The following is a 19,010-nucleotide window of genomic DNA, read 5'->3' on the forward strand; positions in this document are numbered from 1 at the left end:
CCAGGCGCCGCACATACTGCAGCAAGCGTTCCGGTAACGGCTGCGCGGGGTGGGGGAAGGGCACCACCCGGACGGGATCTCCGGACGGTGGACGCAACGGTACTTCCAGTATATCGGGGGACATCACCATGGCACACCTAAACGCAATTGGAACCCACTCTAATCAGCAAGAATCGTACCGAACTGATAACCCCAGATGGAACAAGGGGATCGGTAGCGCAGGGAGCGGATAGGGCCGGGAACTGTCGGTATTCAGCGACGATTCCGGGAAGCTGCTTGTCAGAATTGGGGGAATGTCTTATGCTGAAAAGACAAATGGCCAATAACTGGAGGTGGCCTACATGGAAACCATGCATTCTTACGCGTTAGCCGAAACATCGGCGCATAGCCGACTCGATATCGCAGAGTGCATTGAGGCGGGATTGCCCTATTCCGCCATCGCAGAAACCAAGCGAGAGTTGAGGCTTACCGACCAGGACCTCGCTGAAGTGCTCGACGTCAGCACGAAAACGCTCCAGCGCCTCGGTAGGCAGAGAGACGCCCGACTCTCCTTGACCGTCGGTGACCGGCTCTATCGGCTATCCCGGGTAGCGTCCTTTGCCGTCGAAGTCTTCGGTGACCAGGGACGTGCCCGGGAATGGTTGCGGGAGCCGCAGTTCGGGCTGGGCATGCGGGCGCCGCTGCACCTGGTGCGCACCGACGCCGGGACGCAAGAGGTCTGGGACCTGTTGGGGCGCATCCAGTACGGCGTCTATTCCTGATGCCACAAACCCTGTGGCGGCTTGCGCCCGCCAGCCATGCGGACACGGCATTCACCGGCCAAGGGGCGGAGCGTTTCGGAGGTCGATGGAACGAGGCGGGCACGGCCCTGGTGTACTTGAGCGAAACGCTTTCGTTGGCAGTGCTGGAAATCGTAGTGCATCTGCGCGTCCAGGACTTCCGCTGGGACTTCGTTTGCTTCCGGGTGGAAGTGCCGGATGCATTGCTGCCAATCCCCAATCCGGCCTGGAAACCGCCGGAAGACTGGCGCGCGGAACCGCCCGTGCATGCTACCAAGAAACTCGGCACGGCCTGGGCCCACGCCGGTGCCTCCGCGCTGTTACGAGTACCATCAGCAGTTGTGCCTCAGGAATGCAACGTATTGCTGAATCCCCGGCACGCCGATTTTCCTCGATTGAGGATCCATCCCCCGGAGCCATTTCATCTGGACAACCGGCTATTGCCGCCGGATAGGGGTCCTTCGCGGGGTGACTAAGCCGGCAGCACCCCCCCAGAGCCACGCGGAGGTTCTGAAAAGAGGCCGGGAGACGCCGAAAGGCTTCCATCCCGTCATATCGCCATCGGTTATAGGTTGGTCAGGCGTGGAGGAGGACCCAGCCCGCGAGGAACAGCCAGAAGGGCCAGGACCGAAAGGCGATCTGCCAGTCGGCGGAGGACGGGATGCCGGAGCCGAGCAGGGCGGCTGTCCCGTAGAACCAGGGAATGGCGAGCAGGGGAGCGGTATTCCAGTCGATTTGCCGGGAGCACCACCAGGCGGCCGGGATGAGACCCAGGGGGGCCAGGCCCACGAAGAGCCCATTATACCAGGTGATGTGCCGGAAAGTGACGCTGCCCAGGATCCACCGGTTGGCCCCCATGGCTCCGCCAGGGGCAGGCGTCCTTGGGAAACCCAAGGGGGCGCGCGCCTCCCGGTGGGGACGGACGGAGAAATCCTCCGGATCGGCGAGCAGTGCCCAGCCGGTGATCCAGTGCGCCAGCTCGTGACAAATCGTCCCTGGCAGAAGCAGCAAGGCGGTAGTCCCCAGGGAACGGTTGATGCCGCGCAGGACCAGGGCGAATACCGCGGCCGCCCAGAACGAATCCGGCATCAGACTCAGGGGGCTTCCCGGGAGGCCGCAGAGCCATAGGGTCTACGGAAATGGTGGTGCAAGATCGCCTTCGGAAGCAGCCAGCTGGCCAGGATCGGGCCGATTAGTAGCCAGGGGTGAGACCACCAGGCTTGTGCCGCCATGCCGGCGATCAACCACCAGGCGAAAACCGCGACTTGCGCCGTCCGGGTGGCGGGGTTGATCCGGTAGGCCAGATCGGCGCTGGCCAGGCCCACGGCAACCAACAGTACCGGTACGGACGACAGGATCCAGGAAGGCATATAGGGGTTTTCCGAAAGAAAAGGCGGCTCAATATAGCGCCGGTTGCGCGACGCTATATTGGGGTAGGCCAATTTTCAGGAGAAACATTATGACCACCACCCACACCTGGGTTTTTCCGGACACCGCGCGGGAGCTTGGCGAGATCGAAGCTCGCGCCCGTCAGGGCCAGATCCGCATCCTGGATCGGACCGAACCCCGCTGGTCCGCGCCCCAAGGAGGCCTGCTGGTTGCCGAACGGATCCCAACGGCTCCAGTGGCGACTGCCAGCTGGTTTCGGCGCGTTTTCGGTTGAGACCCGTGCCTCGCGTCCTTCGAGCAGACTTCGGTCTGCTCTTCGTTCGCCTGGAAGGGCATGCGGCCTGTGGTATAATCGCCAGATCGCCTATGATTTAACATAAGGGACATTATGCGCAACTTATAGAACCGCCGCCGCCCCCGTTAAAGGCCCCGGAAAGAGATCACCGGGGCTGGCGCCAGCGGCCGGATTACTTGGTGGAAATTGCCTTTCTCGTGACGGCGGGCGTGGTCCTAGGCATCGGCATTCCCGCCATTGGCATTGCCATGCCCGCCATCGACCGGGCCATCGCAGGCTTAGCTGACTTGTGCACGGCTTTGGCCGCGGGCGCGGCTCCCTTGGCAGCGCCGGTTACCGGGGTGGCGGCGACCGCCAGCGAGGAAAGCATCAAGGAGGATACGGCAACGGCAACAGCGGAGATACGCATGGGATACATCCTTATAAGGGGGAAGTGAAACCACCCGTTTCCGGGGCGGGAACAAACCATCCGGCTCGTCTTATGATATACAAGCAAATCATGTTCCACTGCGGAACGAGTCAGGAACCTGGCCGTTTCCAGCGGGTTGTCGCTTTTCGGATGGGCTAAACTTGTAATATTAGATAACCATCTGTTTTTTGTGGATCTCGCCGTGTAGCCGCCAAGCGACATCCGTTCTGGCAAAGAAACACCCGGCGAACCGGGTGCAAAGTCTACGATTATAGCATCCAGGCTTCGTCCGGGATGCGGGCCTTGGCTCGGACGGGTCGAGCGGAAGGAGCCGCGGTCGGAGCGCCCGAGACGGCAGCGGCCTGATCGGAGATCAAGCGCTCCAGAACGGGATCATAGTCCTTACCGCCAGTTTCCGCTCCGGGAATGACGACGTGGGCCGAACCACGGCCGCGCAAGTAGCTGATCACCGCGCTGTCGCCGGCTCGGATTCCGGAAAGGGTGTTCTCCGGGAAAAACCGGCGCTCATGCGCCACCCAGAGATAGGCAGGAAAAATGGTCTCGTCGAAAGACGGGCCTTCCGGATCCTGCACACGCTGGACCAGGATTTCGTCGTCCTGGTACGCGATCAGGCCGGCGTAGCTGGCCCGGTTCAGATCGGGATCCAGCGCCTGCATCAGGGCGCCTTCCGGGAATGTGGGTAGTGCTTCCAGCATGGCTTTGTCCTTGTGGCATGGGTCTGTCTAATATAGGGACGCCCACTGCGGGGTCATCCAGCGTTCACGGATCCGGCGTTTCGGATTCCGGACGGGAACCCCCCGGACGGCGACGACGTCTGCGCCAGAGCCAGATCCCGCCACCCGCGGCCAGGAGCAGGAAGGCCAGCCACTGCGCCAAGGACCCGGTTGACGAAGAAGGCACCGCAGCAGTCGGAGCCTGCGGTGTTTCGCCTGGTGTTCCGGATTCCGGATTACGCAAGCCGGGACGAGCCGGCGCCCTGTTCAAGGCCGGAGGCGTTGAGGCCGGGGCTTCCCCCCAGGTCATGCGCTCCGCCTCGGCGACCGTCAATTCCTGTGCTTCATAAGCGCGCAGGGGTTTCAATGGTTGCGACTCCAAGGGGGCCCATGCGGCGTTCAGGTTATCCCGCTCGGCGACCACCATCCGACTGTTCATCTTCCTGGCGTATAGGTCTTCGCTGGACTGGCCGTTGTAGGCCTCAATGTCTGCCAAATCAGCGCCCAACGAGGCTTGCAATTGCGTTTTCACCGAATTCAGGCTAGTGATCCATTGGTGTTCCGCCGACTCAAACAAGAGATCCCTGCCCACTAAATAGCCAATGACATAGGACTTGGTAACCGCCTGCGGGTAGGCCAACAAGACACCCTGATAGGCCCTATTCTGATTCACCATTTTCAGGATGCCATCCCGGTACCGCGCGGAATATGCCTTCAAGTCCGCCTTGAATGACTTATTGAACTTCTCCAGGTTTCGAACATTGGATTGGTACAGCTTGGTTTGCGCCTCATCATACGCCGAATAGTCCGCAGCGGTCGCCAAGGGACTTTCTCCGTCTCCGGTCCAGGGCCCGTAGCCATCATCCAGGCGCCAGCTGGCCCCGGCCTGCGCGTTAATGGTCAGGCGGGGCAAGGGGGGAAGCGTGAGGTACGGCAAGACAACCCCGTTGTTGGGAGACGCTCGCAATTGTTGCTGTAAAGACGGCGGCAGCGTATGAAAATACGGGGTGAACGCGATATAGGGATTAACGGCCCCCACGGCCGGCCCTACTCCCGCCAGGCCCACCGCGACCAACAACGACCCGGCCCCTACTACCCCCTGAAGCGTCATGCGTCCCCCGCCCCTTCGGCCTGCATGGCCTCCTGCAACGTCCACAGCACCGCCTTGTTGCGGATCCCGGCGCACACCGCTTCCTGCCATCCGGATGCCAACTGTTCCTGGGCCACCTGCCAGGAACGGGGATGCCTCCAGGTCCGTAGCCAGTGCAAGGCCAAGACTTCCATTTCCGGCGGAGAAAGCTGCACTTCCAGCGAGGCGCAATCCTGCCCGTCCATCACGAACCCACCGTAGTGACATGGCTCCTTGGCTCTGCCAAGGGGGCCAGTGCCCGAGCCAGCGCCCGTTCCCCGTAGCGCCGCTTGGCGGCTTCATCCGCCACGAACGCCGGCTCGAAATCGGAAAAATCGGTTTTCAAAGCATGGTACATCTGATGCGCCTGCTGCAGCGGATTGTCTCCGTGGAACACATGGCAGAAGTGCTCCTCCGAATCCATGTTGACCAGGACCAGTGCGGCTCTCATGCGTCCCCCCGTATGGCATCCAGTTGCTTATGGTATACGAAACTCTCGTTTTCTGCAAGCGCCATGACCCCGCGAATCTCCGGCATCGTGGCGGGATCCAGGGTTACATCCTCGTGGACCAGTAACTGGTCGTGCAGCCAGCGTAGCGCCTCCCGGTGCCGGTCCAACATGGCCTTGGCATCCGCATGCGCGGCCAGGACCCAACGGCGGGCCTCCTGCTCCGCTTCCGCCGTGAGCTCCCGGCCTTCCGGAACGTACGGTCCGAAGCTGCCGAACCCCATCCGCGAGATCCCTTGCCGGGCGAGAAAACTGGCTCGTTCCATGTCGTTCGAGGCTCCCCCGGAGACGACGCCGACCGACAGCTCTTCGGCCGCCCGCCCCGCCATCAGCACCTGGAGCTCCTGGTGCAGCGATTCCCGCGTCGCCAGCAACCGGTCTTCCTCGTCCGGGATGGAGACCGTCACGCCCAACGCCTGGCCGCGAGGCAGGATGCTGACCTTGTCCACGCGGCCCCCGGTGGCCAACCGGACGATGGCATGGCCAGCCTCATGCCAGGCCGTGACCTCCCGCTCGCGGGGAGACAGCGTCACCCCGTAGTTGCGGGGGCCGATCAGGATCCGGTCCCGCGACAGGGCGAAGTGATAGTCCCGCACCACGGCATCGTGCTGGCGCGCGGCTTCGATCGCCGATTCGTTCACCCAATGCTCCAGATCCGCTGCGGAAAACCCCTGGGAGCGCGCCGCCAGATGTTCCGGATCCACTTCGGTCCGCGAAAGCCTGGCCAGATAGTAGGCCAGAATCTCCCGGCGATCTTCGCGCCCCGGCATCGGGACATGAACCTTGCGGTCGAAGCGGCCCGGACGGGTCAATGCCGGATCCAGCTGCTCCAGGGCGTTGGTGGCCGCCATGACGATGACCCCGCTGTTTTCCTGGAAGCCCTGCATCTCGGCCAGGAGCGCGTTCAGCGTCTGCAGGCGCTCATCGTGCCCCCCTGCCCCGCCACCAAACCGGCGGGTACCGACCGCATCGATCTCGTCGATGAACACCACGCAAGGGGCCCGCTTGCGCGCCTCCTTGAAGAGCCTGCGCACCGCCATGGCCCCGGCTCCGACGTAGAGTTGCACGAAGCTGGCGGCATCCTGCTCCAGGAACGCGACGCCGGCCTCCCCCGCCACAGCCTTGGCCAGCAAGGTCTTGCCGTTTCCCGGCGGTCCGTACAGCAGCACTCCGCGGGGCGCCCGGCCGCCCAGAGCCGCCAGCGCACGGGGGTCCCGGAGATAGGCGACCATTTCCGAAACCTCCAGCTTGGGTCCGGACAGACCCGCCACGTCCGAAAAGCGTAGGGGAGGATTGCTTCGCTGATCCACCACCCGCATCCGGCTGCCGACGACGCCGTCCAGCATCTGCCGGGCGTACAGCAGCATCACCCCCGCAAACAGCAGATAGACCAGGCCCATGCCCATCCGGCCAAACGTGTCGAAAAACTCCGCCCAGGCCAGCTGGGAGGTTGCCGGTACCGCCGGAGTCAGGCCGAACGCGATGTTCCCGTGCACCGGCAATCGGGCCTGCCGGATGGCCGTCAGCCCCGCCGGCGTGACCTCCTTGCCGAAATCCCGCACCAGCCAGCTCTGAGCGGTCGCGGTCCCCAGCTTTCCGTCGAAATACACGTCTCCCGTGGAACCGCTGACCCACAGGGAACCATCCTTCGTCAAGCCGTGCCGCAGGTCCCGCAGGAACTGGGGGTAGCCCACCGATGCGGTAGGACGGATATGCCGCTGGGCCTTGAACCCCGCGTCCATGCCGGCGCCAAAGGCCATCCAGCCCACCAGCGCCAGGAGCAGGAACACCGGCAACCACCAGTGTTTTCGCAGGAAACGAAGCAATGGCGACAGCCTACTCATCGCGCGAACTGATCCCCCCCGTCTGCCGGGCCAGTTTGATCCGCCGTTCCCGTCGAGTCAGACAATCCACGCACCGAACCGCAGTCGGGATGACGAGCCGGCGTTCCTCCGAAATCAGGGATCCGCAGTCCAGACAATACCGGTTCCCTTCCGCGTCTTCGTCGGCGGGCTCCAGAGCGGCTGCGGCCACGCGCCGGGCATGTTCCGCCTTCGCATATTTCAGGAAGGTTTCGTCGGTAACCGTCGCTTGGTCGATCGGGTCGGCACTACGGGGAAATTCGTCTTCAGCAACGGGCATGTCGGGGGCTACCTGCGTGGTTGGAGTTGTTATGGTTATCGCGCATGGGAACAGTATAGCGCCAAGCCATTCCTGCCGTAGGGCGCTCGCCGACACCCGGTAGACCGAAAAAAGCGAGACCGGATGGTCTCGCTCGCAAACGGGGTAACTGTCGTTAGAGTTGCTCGGCCATCTCCAGCAGCGACCCAATCCGGCGAATGCCGAAATCGGAGGCTGCCCCCCGGGCTTCGCCAGGGGCGCGCGCCCCCTGTTCGTCCCCGCGGTCCACCCAGAAAAGCCGGCGAATTCCGGCTTGGTGCGCCTGTTCCAGGTGCAGCCTCCGGTCGTCCACAAACGCCTCTGGACGCAAATTCCGCAGGATGGTCTCCTTGGTGTTATCTCGATGACCGGTGACATGGACCTCGTGGACGGGCAAACCGTGATGCCGGATGTTGGCCCAGCGGGCGGCTTTGAACCGGAGTTCAATTCCGGTCACCACATGGATCGTGTAATGTTCCGCCAGCCGGCGCAGGGCGACATCCGCGCCGTCCAGCAAGGGAAGTGTCGCCCATCCCCCCATGGCGTCGAAGGCATCCCACGTCTGGCCATACTCCGCCTTGGTGATCCCATACCGGGGGATGAAGTGATACTCGGCGCTCTGCTTTACCAAAGACCGGCCCAGCGTCTGTTCCGCCACCTCCACCCATCGCGCCTCGAAGTCGAGGATCACGCCGTCGGCGTCAACGGCCACCACTGGTTTCCGTACTTTCTGTGCTGTCATCCGGTTTGATCCTCGTCTGGTCAAGAAACCGCTCAATGTTTTCTCTGGCTGGCGCCAAAGAATCGATAGGTCCGCGCCCGGTCCAGCTCCTGTCGGAGCTTCGGGTCGGCCTGCGACTCATCGGCCAACTGCTTCCTGGCCGCTTCGATCAACCGCTGCCGATCCGGACCGGCATAGTCCTTCTTGACTTTCCCCTTCATATCCCGCCTCCAGCAAAAACAAGGAACCTGCCAGAGTTTAGGAACCGGGCGATCCGACCTGCCCAACCGGCGGCCCCCATGGCTTGGCCAGAGGCGCGTGCCGCCACAAGCACAGCCGGGCCAGCGGTTGGCGCCGGCTGCCCTGCAACGGTTCCGTGGCCAACGCCGTGGCGCCCATGGGCCGGGTTTCCCCAACGGAAACCGGATCCGGCTCCCAGAACAGATGGAACCGGATATCGGAACGGGTCAAGCGCTGCTCCAACTGGAGCAGTTCCGGTTCGTCCGCCACCGACAGGGTGATCAGATGAACCGGATGATGGCCTGGGCGTTCCTCGTCGAAGCCCAGCTCCAGGGCGGCGTGACATGCCTGGGTGATCTGATGGTGCAGCGGGAGATCCCGCCGCACCACGACATAGACATACGGGATACTGTAGGCGGAAGGCATGGTCAACCCATCACGGAACTCGTCCGGATCTGTTCCAGCCAAGGCCGCAGCTTTACGAGCTGTTCAGAGCCTACCGTCGGTCCAAACAGCGCGCAGGCGTCAAGGACGCGACCGGAATAGACCCATCCGCCACGGAGTCTCCAGCCCTGAAATTGGCGCAGGATCGCGCCCAGGGTGTCGCGGGGACGACGGCCGTTGGCCAGCTTGACCGCGGACTGGACGGGGGAGAACCCCGTTACCGGAGAAACGCCCCGAAACAGGGCATACAGCGCATGGGCTTCCGGCCCGACCTGCGCCTTGCGGGCCGGATCGGACAGCGCCGCCCGCCAGGCCGCCCGCATGGCGAGGTAGGCCTCACGCGTCTCGAACAGCGCACAACGGATCGCGTGGGCATCGGAAAAATCCACAGCGGGAAAATCGGCAATTTCAGTGTTCGTGTTCATGGGAGACACCTTTTCGATCAAGAGGACAACAGAAAACCAAACCAACGGGAACTTGGTCTGGCGGTGGTCCTGTGGCCCGGACAGGGCGGTCGGCAGAGTGCGCTACCTAGGCGTGCATGCAGAATTTCTCAGTCGAAACCGGCGGGCAGGCTTCTTCGCGGTCCCACGGTTCGAGAATGGGCGCGGACATGGCCACGGCCTGGTTCAGCAACGCCTGCATCCTCCGCAAGGTCGCCGCCACCCCCGTCTGCCAGGTCGGGGGACCACGGCCGAACTGGAATTGGCGGCGAACACGTCGGATACGGATGGGGTTAAACGCATGGTGCGTTCTCCTGACAATGTTGGTGGGCAGCCCGGGAATCGAACCCGGCCCCGACAGGTTTTAGAGACCCCGGCTCGGCCGATGAGCTTCCTGCCCGAATGTGCCAATATAGCTATGGTGCTCGTTGAGCGGCCAGACTCTCGTCGGCCTCGCGGGCATGGTTCATCCGCTCCTGCATCTCCGCCAGGAAATCATCCCGTCGCATCAGGCCATAGCGGACCAAGCGTACCGGCAGGTCTTCCAGGGCCAGTGCCCCGTTCTCGATACGGTCCTGCATGAATTGGGCCAACGTCTCTTCCAGAACGTCTTCGTCTAATTGACGCAAGGGAACTAACTTAGAATTCGACATAGCCTCGTCCTCTGTAACGACAGGTTCTATTATACGGCTTCTTTCGGTATACTGCAATACGCAACAGGAGGAAAGAAAAACAGCGAGCCTTGCGGGCTCGCTGCTGAAAGATAAAGAAACCGGTATTCCGCCGGGACGACGCCGGTCCGGCTTAGTCCGTCGATGTCACCGATACTGCGGTTCCATAGGCAGTCACGAGTGTCAGCACGTTTTCCATGCTGAATCCGTCTGCAGGACGAGTGGCAACGGAAACATCCAGCCGCACGCCAATCACCGCGTTGGCGCCAAGTTTTCCAGCTTCTGTCCGCAGTTTCTCCAGCGCCCGATCTTTTATCTCGGAAACACGTTGCCCAATTGCATGAGCTGAACAACTACTAAAAACCAGTCCATGGCAGTCGGTTACCGTCGATCCGCCAGGGAAGTCGTCCGTAGTGCACAACAGGATGGATTGACTCATGATCTCTCCTTTAACTGGTGGAAGAACTCGCCCCGGCGACCCCGGCGCGTTGCTGGTCCAGCTTCCGGCGCATCCGGTCCAGTTTATACTGGATGCGGTCCGCAACCTGTTCCGGCCCGTAGATTCGAGCCATCTGCGCCATCATGATGGTCACGTCGGCGATCTCGTCGATCATTGCTTCCGGTTCCAGACGGCCCTGGGACTCACGGCCGAACAAGGTCAGAAATTCGCCACACTCCCCCACGGCCATCATCCGCTGCGCATCGACGCCCCACTGCTGCGTTGCCCGGTCGAACAGTTGCCCGTCTTCCGGAGTTCCAAGCCAACCAGATGAGGACTCTTTTTCCAGACAGGCCGCCCCATCCTGGCCATCTTTCGCAGGCTCTCTATTTCCCGCTCCAGCCTTTTCCAACCGGGTAAGTCCGGACTCTATGCCGCTCAAACGCACCAGAATCTCGTGATCGCGTTCGCGGGCGGCGTCCAGTTCCGCCCGAATCTTCCGGAGTCGATCTAATACCAGATCATCTTCTGCCATATCTGAATCCCCCTGATGACCTAAGCTTGCTTAACTAAGCGAGCATGGATGGTTTGAAGTTCTTCGCTGCATTTGGACATCGGATCCTCCTGGATTTCGACGATTTTTACGGCCGATCCATTGGTTTCGCGCTGGGCAACCGCGCAAGCCAATGCGAAAACCGGCTCCAAAGCTGGGGACGGCGCTCGATGTTCCGTGCCAGGTCCTCCCGGGTCATTCCGTCGTGCACCATCTCCAGAAAAAGTAGATTCCCATCCGCGATATCCCGGTGTGCCCGGTAAAACAGTTGCAATTGTGATGGCATGGAAAACCTCCTAGATTTCGACAATTTTTATGTGCAAGCCGTCCCGTTTGGCGGTTTCGATCATGTTCTTGGTGCCCCTGGAGAATCCATCCCAGAATGCGATCAAGTGCGTCCCGTACCAACTCATTTCCTGATTGCGCATAAATCCCGCCGCCTTGCCGAACCGTTCCCATTGTGAAGGGAACGGCGCATACGGTAAGGGAGCCACCAGTTGGTTCCGATGGGCCAGCGCCCACTCTTCCCCAAAGGTATCCGCGCCACGTGCCCGGCCGCTGACGACCTGGACCGGCCGCTGCCCGGAGAGCGCTCGGTCAAGCGTCCGGTCCAATTCGGCAAACGCCTTGCTTTTGTCGGCGAATGTTCGGCCGCCGGCCACAATCACCCGGAGCATCCCGGGATGGCGCAGCAGCTTTTCCCATAGACCGGGAAACCAGCAATTCTCCGGCGCATCCCGGAACAAAGGGGCGATATCCGCAGCGGAAAATCCGGCGAGGCCGCAACCAACCGCGGTCACCTGGAAATACTGATCCGGGTGGGCGCGGGCATGGTCCAGAAACCGCTCCACATGTGGCTGGAGATGGCTCAGTTTCCACTGTTCCTCATCATGGGGTGTGGCCTTGGTGGGCAGCGCATAGCAAGACCCCGTAGGACCTTCGCCGACGCCCAAAACCGCCTCCCGGTACTGGCGGGCGAAGCGGGCGGCACCCGCGCCATGAATGCCTTGCAGATTGGATCCGAACACGAAAACCGATCGCCGGAAATTCGCTATGAACTCGGCATTGGTGCTACCGGGTAGGCTGATCATCTCACACTCCTGTCCAAAGGGCCTGCCCAGTATAGGCAGAGCGGGCGCCAGACGTGAAAAGACGGGAGCTCTGCTCCCGTCTGAAACCGGATAGCGGTCATGGCAGCTTTTTCAGAGCTGCCGCACTACGGTAAAACTGCCGGCGCGTCCGGCTGTTCAACCGGAAGGCCGCGTCATGGGCCATCCGGTTGCGGATGGTGGCCAGAAACCGGAACTGGGTGATCATCGATTCCGGGCAGCCACGGTAGGCCGCCTGTGTGATGTAGGCATGCAAGCCAACCCCCGGACCATCCCCGCCGGCTACCGGATACCGTTTACGAAGCTTAGCCTCCAGCTGGCGCGCCGTGGCGAACACCAGCTCAAAATCGTTCAGACCGGTCTGCTCCGGGAGGAACTGGGCTTCGTAGCGCCGCCAACGATAGCCGGTCAGAAACCCGATCGCCAGCGCCAGCAACACGAGGACCAGGGACCCGATCATGATAGCACCGGGTACAAGGGTGGAACCAGTGTCAGCCGGACATCCGGATGTTCGCCCCGTTCTCCCCACGAAAGCCGATCGCGGGACCAGCCATCGCGGCAGCAATTGTCTGCGGTTCGTGCTTCCGGCTGCAACAGGATCTGGCCGGAGAACACCTTTTGGTTTGAGTGAAACCACTCCAGCCGGGCGACCTCTCCGCCTGCCGTCCGATAGATTCCGCTTACTCGGAACATTTCGCGCTCCATCATGTCCTCCTGGTTCATGGCCTATAGTCCCTAATATAGGCGCACTACCCGTATCGTCATGGCCGCGATGTCCCTTCCCCGCTAGTCCGGACCCGATCCCCCGTCCACCCCGCGCTTCCCTGGCGGGCTGGCCCCCTGGGGAACCAGGGGCGCGTGCCTTCTGGTGACAAATCAGAGGTGACCGCCGGAGCGGTACACCATCGGTATACGGTTCCATACCAGACCTGTACCACCCGAGGCCGAGAAACGCCGGGGGAAGCGTTCCGGTGCCCGCCCGACCTGGGCTCGGCGTCGCTTTCCGGCTCGAATCGGGCCGATCTCGGTCCTACCCAGGAATGGAATCCGGCCATTTCAGACCGTAAGCGCCCTACGGACGTAGAAAAGCCGCCGGGTGAACGGCAGCGGGGGTAATTCGAAGGGGGGGTTACAACAAGCCGGAAACTGCGGCTGGCATCTTGGCGCGGTCCTTTACCCGGCCCAACGCGCGCAGGGCGTCATGCCAGGCGAGCACGCTCGTCCGAATGAGATCATCGGCGATCGACCCTGGTTCCGGATTGGCCAGTTCGGCGGCCACTTCGTCCATCCGGGCGGTCGGCAACGCGACTTCCGGCCAGCGCACCAAGGGCTCGATCTCGGCCGCCATCTTGGCCATCATCCGAAACAGGTCCGCCCCCATCAGATGTTCTGGTCCCGGTTGCGGACGGTGCCTCTTGGCCCAGGCCAGAAACCGTTGGTAGGTTCCAGGCGACAGGGTCTCCATTCCAAGACCTTCCTGCGTTTTGGCGATGTTGCGGCGACTGACCGTCATGCGTTTCTCCTCGAGTTGAACAATGGCCTGCCATGTCCGTTGTATAGCGCCCCGTTGCTCGGACAGCGCCCACTCCTGACGACTACGGCCCATGCCGGCCGGGTCCTCCCGACGCTCGGCCCGCAACCCATACCGGTGCCAGCGAACCGGAATGCCGCCGAACCGGTAGACCGATATCCGTTGCTGGGCACGGGCGCCACGGACCCGCCCGACCCCCTGGACCAGGATACGTTCGACCTGCTCCAGCCACCAATCGCGGATCCGCGGATCGGCCGGCAAGGCGACCCTGGACTGGACTTCCTCCGTCCCGGTCGGCACCCACGCGTTGGTCACCCTTTCCGGAGCCCAGCCCGGCCAATCGGATTCCGAAGCGCCGGCGGCCAGTGCCAGCGCCCGATCGCCAAGGTAGGCCCGGCGTAATTCATCCGGAGGCGCCAAAGGGTCCCCGAAGAGCACCAGCGGCCGTCCGGTGTACCGGTTGTGGCCCAGGTGATCCCTGCCGTAGTAGCCGTCCTGCAGGGGTTCCTCGGCCAACGGCCGGTGGGTCACGACCGCCATGCCCGGACCGGCCAGGTTGCGGGCCACCTCCAGCCGCGCTTTTTCCAGCGCCAGCCGGCGCGGCCCGTCCGGGCCCTGGAACCCGCCCCGGAGATGGGCCCGCTGCGGGTATTCGATCAGATCAATGTTTTGCTCCACCAGGATGGTGTCCACCTGCCCGCCTTGCGCACGGACCGCGGCGCCCAGCGCACGGGACGGGGTGGCGTTCAGGAATACCAGAGTATGCTCGCGCTGGAGCAGCAGCTTTCCGGTGGCCGACAGGGTACGGCAATGCAGGACGCCGTTCTCCAGAGTCACCGTTTGGTGCGCCAGACCCCAGCCCAGGTCCACGAAGCCCCGCAACGGGGCCTGCAGCGGCTGTCCGTACACCGCCGACGCCCGTTCGTGGGGAACAGCGGCATCCTGGATCAGGGGCGCCAGATCCGCAAGCCGTCGCCACTCGGGCCAATCCGTCAGGCTGCAGATGCCGCCCGTCACACTGTCCGCCTGCATCCGGATGAGCTGTTCCAGCACCGGTTCGGCCTGTTTCAGCCAGTCAATCCAGTCCTGGGCCTTCCGGGCCTGTTCCGGCTTGCGATAGGTTGCTTGGGAGAGCCGGGTGATCTCCTGCCGGACCCGTTGCAGCCAGTCGGCCGACTGGTCCTGCTCGACCGACCAGGCATCCATCAGATCGGTTTCTTCGTCGACGAGCAGCAGCCGGGGCCAGGATTTCCCGTTCTTCCGGTATTGGGTCAGCGCCGGCGAAACCGAACCTTTGGCCCCCACCACGATCAGCTCCTGGGCCTCCCGTGCCTGGGCGTCCAGCCAGTCGCAATGATCATAGGTCCGGATGGCCTGCCACCCGTTGCGTTGCGCCTGATCTTCAATTTCCTGTCGGCGAGCGGGCGTCTGAGCCTTGTCCAATTCGTTCCTGGCCTGATGCGGGCAACCCACGCAGCCGATGGCCCGGACCTGCCGACGGGCCTCCCCCAGACGCGCCACCGTGCCGCCTTTCCCCGCTTGATGGCAATGGTGCGCCTCGCCCGGGGCGTACTGCCGGCCCCGGTGCAGCACGCCACCGATATCGGCGGCCACCGACTGGGCCAGATCCAGGTTGGCCGTCAGGACGAAAACGGGCACCCGCCGCTGTCGCGCCGCGTGGGCCAACTGCAGCAGGGCGCGACTTTTTCCGGTACCCGTCGTGACCTCCAGCACCTGGCTACCCGGGAGCGGCGTGCCCGCCGGCAGGGTGCCGTCCTCGATGTTTTCCTGCCATTGGGCCTGGGCACGGACAGCGGACACCAGCCGATCGATCACCTGACGCTGGGCCACGGCCACCGGTACCCCCACCGGGAGCACTTCGGCCTGGACGGACGGGCGCCAGTTCCGGGCCACGGGCACCTCCCGTCCGGCGTTCGAGACCGAAGCGGGTATCCCACCGACGAATTTCGACGAAGGGTTTTCCGGGTCCGGGGGATCCCCGACCTCGACGGTCTGTTGCCGGAAGAGAACCAGGGCCTGTTCGGCGCCCTGCCCCGCCAGGATATCCAGCCAGTCTTCCCCGGCTTGGGGCGGAAGGGCCAGGGTGACGTCCCAATCCGGGAATCGGGCATGCAATCGCTGACCCAGGTGCGCGGCCGCCGTCTGGCCGCGGCCGTCAGGATCATGGTCTCCGGCCACGCAAACCCGGCGGATCCCCAATTCTTTAAGGAATTCGATACGGGCACGGTCCAGACCGTCGGCGCTGGTCAGACACCAGACGGCGGCGCCGGTGATGGCCTGCAGCGCGATGGCGGTTTCCGGCCCTTCGCAGATCAGCAGCAGCGGATCGGTCTGGGCGAGGTTCAGGGGTGGCAACAGCCAGCCGGTGCTGACTTCGTTGGGCCCGAGTTTTCGGGGACCGATCATACGTTTGGCCTCCGGAGCACCGCCGCCGGCGGGCTTCCACGGAAACCGGTTGCCCTGCCGGTCGATCCGGATGCGTTGCAAGCCGGTCGGCTCCTTGGCGCCGAGTTCGGGGGCATACAAGGGCACCAGCAGGAGCAGACCCTTTTCACTGGCGGGTTCCGGGATGATCCGAAGGTATCGGGCGGCATGCTGGACGGCCCCGTTCGGAATTCCCCTTCCCCGCAGATAGCGCATGGCGGCCTCGCGCCATTCCCGCAGTTCGGGAAAGGGAGGACGGTAGTCTCCCTGGTCGCTCACGGAGAAGGCCTGGCGCCAGAGCGCCAGCGCCTGTCCTTGCGTGGTGGCGGTGTGTTTGCGGGAGACGGATGCGGCTTTCTGGCCGGGGCGCACGAGTCCTTGTCCAGTTTCCGGGTCGAGGCCCAGGAGTTCCAGCAGGTCGGCGAAAGAACCGTGCTCCCCCGTGGAATGCAGGCGCCAGGCCCCCGTTTCGGCATGGATCGCCAGGTTGTAGTCGGCGCTGCCCCGCCAGGTGGCCGGAGCCCGCAACCAGACGGAACCGGAGGTCCGGACCGGTAAGCCGGCGGCCTGCAGGATATCCAGGACGATTCCTGGCGTTTCTGCTGGTTGGTTTACCGTGGGTGTTGCTATTGATGCGGAATGTGCTATACTCATTTTATCACCACTTGTGGGGGTGATCGGCGATACGGATGCCTCAGAAGCGGCTAACTTCTGGGGCATTTGCCGTTTCAGGTTTCGGCGAACCCTAAAACGACAGCCAATCTAGCGTAAAGAGCCTTTTTGACGGCATCCGGTCCCCGGCTCGGCAGGGTGGATGGGAGTGGCCAACTCACATTTAAGATGTGAGTATAGCAATGGTTCATCTTTTCCGCAAGGCTCGTGCCCGGCGACCGCCGACAGCGTCGGCCGGCAGATGGCAATCCCATGGAATTCCCGCACACAAAAAAAGACCTGCCAAAGCAGGTCTGAAACATGAGGCGATTACACCGAATCCGGATCCTCCGGATACGCCGCCCGAACCACTTTCCGGGAAACTGGAACCCCCCGCTTTTTCGCTTCCTTGAGATACCGGTTCAAAGCGAGACCGGCCAGATCTCCGATATTCGAGTTGGTGAACACCAGCTCGAAACTCTCATAGAAGCCAAAATCATGGAAATGACTGTTGGCATCCGACTGGTCGTGGAGATACTCGTGTACCAGGATGGCCAGGACCCGCAGGGCGCCGTCGAGTCCGGTGCCCATTTGCTGGAGCAGTTTACGCTCGATCCAGATGAAGTTCTCCCCATCCGTCCAGGCATGGGCCACATCCGAAAAGCCTGCCCGGATACTCCGAGGCGGGCGCCTGCCGAGCTGGTGACCAATCGCCTGCGCCAGATAAGCCTGGAATCGCGTGTCCGCGAGTGTCCGCAGGGCGGCGATCTCCTTCGGCGTCAGTTCGTTTTCCGTCAAAGGTGTATACCCTTGGGCCCCCAGCAGGTTCTTGGCTTCGGTTTCCGACAGCAGCTTCTGCTGGGTCAGCTTCCGTGAGATCTCGGTCAGTTCCTGGTAGCAGAGGTTGGCCAGCCAGTCCAGCATCTTGTCGGTCGATCCTTTACCGAACCGGGCTACGGTGTCCTCCTGCAGCACCAGCGCCAGTTTCCGGGAGGCCAGCATGTCGCCGGCTCGCTCTCCTTTGGGGAACACGGCGATCGGCAACGTGTTCTCGGCGAGTTGGCGCAACGTCAGATGCCGCCCCTGAACATCGCTGAACACCTTCCAGTGGAGCATTTCGGCTACTGGTTTTTCCTTGGCGATCAGCAGGCTCATGAGATACTTTCGGGCATCGCTGTCCTGCCGTTTGCCGGAAAACACCGCTTGGTTGGTCTGCTCCTTGAGCGTGGCCGCAATCCGGGGCCACACCTGGCATTGGGACAGCAGGATGTCGTTCCTGGCCATGTTCATGGCGAGGCCCTGTTTGCTGACGACGATGCCTCCGACTCCCAGATAGCTCCGATGATAGTCTCGGACCAGCACACCCAGGTTGTAGACCTTCAAAGTGGTGTTGCCGTCGATCTTGAGCCAGGCTTCCGGTGTTTCCAGGGTCCAGGCGTCGCTTTCGGCGGGGTTCTGGCTGATCCGGGTGCCGTTCAGGATCACGGGAACGGGGCACCAGGCGCAGAACTCCGTGAGCGTCTCTTTCCAGTGTTCCAGTTGATAGGCAGGGGGCTGATCGTACCATTCGCCTTCTATCCGGCAGCCCTTGACGGCTTCGAGACCCTTGCGGAAGTCATAGGCGAGGCCCCGGTTCTTGATGTCCACGAACATCTCGAAGGTTCCCGTCCGCCACCGGTTGGTGGCGAAGGCGAACCCTTGGCCTCGGCCCATGCGGAATTTGCCCCAGCGGGCGTCCCCTTCCTGATGCGGAGTGCCGAAGGTCTCAAAGAATTCGAGCACCTCCTGCTCGCCGGAGAATCCCCGGCCGTCGTCCTCCACCACGTAACCATGCGCATCCAGGGTGACCTGGACCGCCGTGGCGCCCGCATCAATCGAGTTCATGACCGACTCCAGCAGGGCCTTGGCCGGGGTTCCGGCCTGGGCTACGATCACCTGGTACAGCATTTGCGGGTGCATGCGAAATTCGCGTTGTTGCGCTGCGGACATACTCTTCTCCTGCAATAATGACCTGATCCGTTCAGAACATCCAGACTGGCTATCCGGTCGGAGGAACGGGAGCCAGGATCGCCCTGATTTCGTCCAGGACTTGCGCCTGCCCAATTTGCATCGAGATTCCGGGCTCTTTTTGTTCATTCGGCATGGCTTCAAACCGATCGCAAAGTTCGCGCAACTTCGTCATCGCATTCAGCGCCGCCAATATTCGCGCTGCGCTGCCAGGCCATGCTCTTTCTCGGATCTCCGCGATCCAATGTCCATCCGGGCTCCATAACTGCATTGTCGGGTCATCCCGGCTTGGCGGTTTGCGGATTTCGTAAAGCTGTTCGGCCATGCCACTCTCCTTTCGTCTAGTCCTAACT

At 62.7% G+C, this 19,010-nt stretch carries 26 protein-coding genes; 4 read left to right on the forward strand and 22 right to left on the reverse strand.

Translation table 11 applies throughout. From position 1 onward, the window contains the following. Positions 1-341 precede the first annotated feature (341 nt). Together parS and ACYCUK_RS01480 are read left to right on the forward strand one after the other, a co-directional pair. Positions 342-761 carry a type II RES/Xre toxin-antitoxin system antitoxin gene (gene parS / locus ACYCUK_RS01475; protein WP_461593066.1) on the forward strand — a complete coding sequence of 140 codons (420 nt, stop codon included), beginning with the start codon at positions 342-344 and terminating at the stop codon, positions 759-761. After that, the gene (locus tag ACYCUK_RS01480) at positions 761-1,255 is read left to right on the forward strand and encodes an RES family NAD+ phosphorylase (RefSeq protein ID WP_461593067.1); all 495 of its coding nucleotides are present in this window, start codon (positions 761-763) and stop codon (positions 1,253-1,255) included. The genes parS and ACYCUK_RS01480 overlap by 1 nt, the downstream gene beginning before the upstream one ends. A gap of 100 nt (positions 1,256-1,355) precedes the next feature. On the opposite strand, the gene ACYCUK_RS01485 is transcribed toward ACYCUK_RS01480, so the two are convergent. Then, on the reverse strand, positions 1,356-1,868 hold the full coding sequence (locus ACYCUK_RS01485; RefSeq protein ID WP_461593068.1) for a hypothetical protein: 513 nt from the start codon (positions 1,866-1,868) through the stop codon (positions 1,356-1,358). 5 nt (positions 1,869-1,873) lie between these two features. After that, complete coding sequence (locus ACYCUK_RS01490; RefSeq protein WP_461593069.1) at positions 1,874-2,149, reverse strand: hypothetical protein; 276 nt, start codon at positions 2,147-2,149, stop codon at positions 1,874-1,876. Positions 2,150-2,238: 89 nt separating this feature from the next. Here ACYCUK_RS01490 and ACYCUK_RS01495 point away from each other — a divergent pair, with 89 nt between their 5' ends. Together ACYCUK_RS01495 and ACYCUK_RS01500 are read left to right on the forward strand one after the other, a co-directional pair. After that, positions 2,239-2,442 carry a hypothetical protein gene (locus ACYCUK_RS01495; RefSeq protein WP_461593070.1) on the forward strand — a complete coding sequence of 68 codons (204 nt, stop codon included), beginning with the start codon at positions 2,239-2,241 and terminating at the stop codon, positions 2,440-2,442. A 200-nt stretch (positions 2,443-2,642) separates the two neighbouring features. Continuing rightward, the gene (locus ACYCUK_RS01500; protein WP_461593071.1) at positions 2,643-2,900 is read left to right on the forward strand and encodes a hypothetical protein; all 258 of its coding nucleotides are present in this window, start codon (positions 2,643-2,645) and stop codon (positions 2,898-2,900) included. Positions 2,901-3,141: 241 nt separating this feature from the next. Here the strand turns inward: ACYCUK_RS01500 and ACYCUK_RS01505 are convergent, their stop codons facing one another. The 20 genes from ACYCUK_RS01505 to ACYCUK_RS01600 form a co-directional block, all read right to left on the reverse strand. Beyond that, positions 3,142-3,588, reverse strand: coding sequence for a hypothetical protein (locus tag ACYCUK_RS01505; protein WP_461593072.1), 447 nt, complete (start codon positions 3,586-3,588; stop codon positions 3,142-3,144). A gap of 64 nt (positions 3,589-3,652) precedes the next feature. Then, positions 3,653-4,519 carry a hypothetical protein gene (locus ACYCUK_RS01510; RefSeq protein WP_461593073.1) on the reverse strand — a complete coding sequence of 289 codons (867 nt, stop codon included), beginning with the start codon at positions 4,517-4,519 and terminating at the stop codon, positions 3,653-3,655. A 194-nt stretch (positions 4,520-4,713) separates the two neighbouring features. Then, entirely contained in the window at positions 4,714-4,941 is a 228-nt protein-coding gene (locus ACYCUK_RS01515) for a hypothetical protein (RefSeq protein ID WP_461593074.1), read from the reverse strand. Continuing rightward, complete coding sequence (locus ACYCUK_RS01520; RefSeq protein WP_461593075.1) at positions 4,941-5,159, reverse strand: hypothetical protein; 219 nt, start codon at positions 5,157-5,159, stop codon at positions 4,941-4,943. Before ACYCUK_RS01520 ends, ACYCUK_RS01515 begins: the two co-directional genes overlap by 1 nt. 23 nt (positions 5,160-5,182) lie before the next feature. Continuing rightward, positions 5,183-7,087, reverse strand: a complete 1,905-nt coding sequence (locus ACYCUK_RS01525) for an AAA family ATPase (protein ID WP_461593076.1) — start codon at positions 7,085-7,087, stop codon at positions 5,183-5,185. Next, on the reverse strand, positions 7,080-7,385 hold the full coding sequence (locus ACYCUK_RS01530; protein ID WP_461593077.1) for a TraR/DksA family transcriptional regulator: 306 nt from the start codon (positions 7,383-7,385) through the stop codon (positions 7,080-7,082). The genes ACYCUK_RS01525 and ACYCUK_RS01530 overlap by 8 nt, the downstream gene beginning before the upstream one ends. A gap of 154 nt (positions 7,386-7,539) precedes the next feature. Further along, positions 7,540-8,145, reverse strand: coding sequence for a hypothetical protein (locus ACYCUK_RS01535; protein WP_461593078.1), 606 nt, complete (start codon positions 8,143-8,145; stop codon positions 7,540-7,542). 32 nt (positions 8,146-8,177) lie between these two features. After that, on the reverse strand, positions 8,178-8,345 hold the full coding sequence (locus ACYCUK_RS01540; RefSeq protein ID WP_461593079.1) for a hypothetical protein: 168 nt from the start codon (positions 8,343-8,345) through the stop codon (positions 8,178-8,180). Between the two features lie 37 nt (positions 8,346-8,382). Beyond that, the gene (locus tag ACYCUK_RS01545) at positions 8,383-8,790 is read right to left on the reverse strand and encodes a peptidyl-tRNA hydrolase (protein WP_461593080.1); all 408 of its coding nucleotides are present in this window, start codon (positions 8,788-8,790) and stop codon (positions 8,383-8,385) included. A 2-nt stretch (positions 8,791-8,792) separates the two neighbouring features. Further along, positions 8,793-9,233: a hypothetical protein gene (locus ACYCUK_RS01550; protein ID WP_461593081.1), complete on the reverse strand. Its 441-nt coding sequence runs from the start codon at positions 9,231-9,233 to the stop codon at positions 8,793-8,795. A gap of 434 nt (positions 9,234-9,667) precedes the next feature. After that, positions 9,668-9,880, reverse strand: a complete 213-nt coding sequence (locus ACYCUK_RS01555) for a hypothetical protein (protein WP_461593082.1) — start codon at positions 9,878-9,880, stop codon at positions 9,668-9,670. Between the two features lie 175 nt (positions 9,881-10,055). Continuing rightward, positions 10,056-10,361: a heavy metal-binding domain-containing protein gene (locus ACYCUK_RS01560; RefSeq protein WP_461593083.1), complete on the reverse strand. Its 306-nt coding sequence runs from the start codon at positions 10,359-10,361 to the stop codon at positions 10,056-10,058. Between the two features lie 10 nt (positions 10,362-10,371). After that, the gene (locus ACYCUK_RS01565; protein WP_461593084.1) at positions 10,372-10,896 is read right to left on the reverse strand and encodes a nucleoside triphosphate pyrophosphohydrolase family protein; all 525 of its coding nucleotides are present in this window, start codon (positions 10,894-10,896) and stop codon (positions 10,372-10,374) included. Between the two features lie 106 nt (positions 10,897-11,002). Further along, positions 11,003-11,200: a hypothetical protein gene (locus ACYCUK_RS01570; RefSeq protein ID WP_461593085.1), complete on the reverse strand. Its 198-nt coding sequence runs from the start codon at positions 11,198-11,200 to the stop codon at positions 11,003-11,005. Between the two features lie 10 nt (positions 11,201-11,210). Further along, positions 11,211-12,005: an A1S_2505 family phage non-structural protein gene (locus ACYCUK_RS01575; RefSeq protein ID WP_461593086.1), complete on the reverse strand. Its 795-nt coding sequence runs from the start codon at positions 12,003-12,005 to the stop codon at positions 11,211-11,213. A 97-nt stretch (positions 12,006-12,102) separates the two neighbouring features. Then, the gene (locus ACYCUK_RS01580) at positions 12,103-12,483 is read right to left on the reverse strand and encodes a hypothetical protein (RefSeq protein WP_461593087.1); all 381 of its coding nucleotides are present in this window, start codon (positions 12,481-12,483) and stop codon (positions 12,103-12,105) included. Next, complete coding sequence (locus tag ACYCUK_RS01585) at positions 12,480-12,746, reverse strand: hypothetical protein (RefSeq protein WP_461593088.1); 267 nt, start codon at positions 12,744-12,746, stop codon at positions 12,480-12,482. Before ACYCUK_RS01585 ends, ACYCUK_RS01580 begins: the two co-directional genes overlap by 4 nt. A gap of 406 nt (positions 12,747-13,152) precedes the next feature. Continuing rightward, positions 13,153-16,653: a toprim domain-containing protein gene (locus tag ACYCUK_RS01590; RefSeq protein WP_461593089.1), complete on the reverse strand. Its 3,501-nt coding sequence runs from the start codon at positions 16,651-16,653 to the stop codon at positions 13,153-13,155. 327 nt (positions 16,654-16,980) lie between these two features. Beyond that, positions 16,981-18,639 (reverse strand): ATP-binding protein, encoded by a 1,659-nt coding sequence (locus ACYCUK_RS01595; protein WP_461593090.1) that lies wholly within the window; start codon positions 18,637-18,639, stop codon positions 16,981-16,983. A 49-nt stretch (positions 18,640-18,688) separates the two neighbouring features. Continuing rightward, positions 18,689-18,982: a hypothetical protein gene (locus tag ACYCUK_RS01600; RefSeq protein ID WP_461593091.1), complete on the reverse strand. Its 294-nt coding sequence runs from the start codon at positions 18,980-18,982 to the stop codon at positions 18,689-18,691. Between the last annotated feature and the right edge of the window lie 28 nt (positions 18,983-19,010).

The organism is Thiomonas sp. (assembly GCF_054608695.1).

Excerpts from the sequence above, each read along its gene's own strand:
- parS (WP_461593066.1), top strand. The coding sequence starts at position 342 with ATGGAAACCATGCATTCTTACGCGTTAGCCGAAACATCGGCGCATAGC.
- ACYCUK_RS01480 (WP_461593067.1), top strand. The coding sequence starts at position 761 with ATGCCACAAACCCTGTGGCGGCTTGCGCCCGCCAGCCATGCGGACACG.
- ACYCUK_RS01485 (WP_461593068.1), bottom strand. The coding sequence starts at position 1,868 with ATGCCGGATTCGTTCTGGGCGGCCGCGGTATTCGCCCTGGTCCTGCGC.
- ACYCUK_RS01490 (WP_461593069.1), bottom strand. The coding sequence starts at position 2,149 with ATGCCTTCCTGGATCCTGTCGTCCGTACCGGTACTGTTGGTTGCCGTG.
- ACYCUK_RS01495 (WP_461593070.1), top strand. The coding sequence starts at position 2,239 with ATGACCACCACCCACACCTGGGTTTTTCCGGACACCGCGCGGGAGCTT.
- ACYCUK_RS01505 (WP_461593072.1), bottom strand. The coding sequence starts at position 3,588 with ATGCTGGAAGCACTACCCACATTCCCGGAAGGCGCCCTGATGCAGGCG.
- ACYCUK_RS01515 (WP_461593074.1), bottom strand. The coding sequence starts at position 4,941 with ATGGACGGGCAGGATTGCGCCTCGCTGGAAGTGCAGCTTTCTCCGCCG.
- ACYCUK_RS01520 (WP_461593075.1), bottom strand. The coding sequence starts at position 5,159 with ATGGATTCGGAGGAGCACTTCTGCCATGTGTTCCACGGAGACAATCCG.
- ACYCUK_RS01525 (WP_461593076.1), bottom strand. The coding sequence starts at position 7,087 with ATGAGTAGGCTGTCGCCATTGCTTCGTTTCCTGCGAAAACACTGGTGG.
- ACYCUK_RS01530 (WP_461593077.1), bottom strand. The coding sequence starts at position 7,385 with ATGCCCGTTGCTGAAGACGAATTTCCCCGTAGTGCCGACCCGATCGAC.
- ACYCUK_RS01535 (WP_461593078.1), bottom strand. The coding sequence starts at position 8,145 with ATGACAGCACAGAAAGTACGGAAACCAGTGGTGGCCGTTGACGCCGAC.
- ACYCUK_RS01540 (WP_461593079.1), bottom strand. The coding sequence starts at position 8,345 with ATGAAGGGGAAAGTCAAGAAGGACTATGCCGGTCCGGATCGGCAGCGG.
- ACYCUK_RS01545 (WP_461593080.1), bottom strand. The coding sequence starts at position 8,790 with ATGCCTTCCGCCTACAGTATCCCGTATGTCTATGTCGTGGTGCGGCGG.
- ACYCUK_RS01550 (WP_461593081.1), bottom strand. The coding sequence starts at position 9,233 with ATGAACACGAACACTGAAATTGCCGATTTTCCCGCTGTGGATTTTTCC.
- ACYCUK_RS01560 (WP_461593083.1), bottom strand. The coding sequence starts at position 10,361 with ATGAGTCAATCCATCCTGTTGTGCACTACGGACGACTTCCCTGGCGGA.
- ACYCUK_RS01565 (WP_461593084.1), bottom strand. The coding sequence starts at position 10,896 with ATGGCAGAAGATGATCTGGTATTAGATCGACTCCGGAAGATTCGGGCG.
- ACYCUK_RS01570 (WP_461593085.1), bottom strand. The coding sequence starts at position 11,200 with ATGCCATCACAATTGCAACTGTTTTACCGGGCACACCGGGATATCGCG.
- ACYCUK_RS01575 (WP_461593086.1), bottom strand. The coding sequence starts at position 12,005 with ATGATCAGCCTACCCGGTAGCACCAATGCCGAGTTCATAGCGAATTTC.
- ACYCUK_RS01580 (WP_461593087.1), bottom strand. The coding sequence starts at position 12,483 with ATGATCGGGTCCCTGGTCCTCGTGTTGCTGGCGCTGGCGATCGGGTTT.
- ACYCUK_RS01585 (WP_461593088.1), bottom strand. The coding sequence starts at position 12,746 with ATGAACCAGGAGGACATGATGGAGCGCGAAATGTTCCGAGTAAGCGGA.
- ACYCUK_RS01590 (WP_461593089.1), bottom strand. The coding sequence starts at position 16,653 with ATGAGTATAGCACATTCCGCATCAATAGCAACACCCACGGTAAACCAA.
- ACYCUK_RS01595 (WP_461593090.1), bottom strand. The coding sequence starts at position 18,639 with ATGTCCGCAGCGCAACAACGCGAATTTCGCATGCACCCGCAAATGCTG.
- ACYCUK_RS01600 (WP_461593091.1), bottom strand. The coding sequence starts at position 18,982 with ATGGCCGAACAGCTTTACGAAATCCGCAAACCGCCAAGCCGGGATGAC.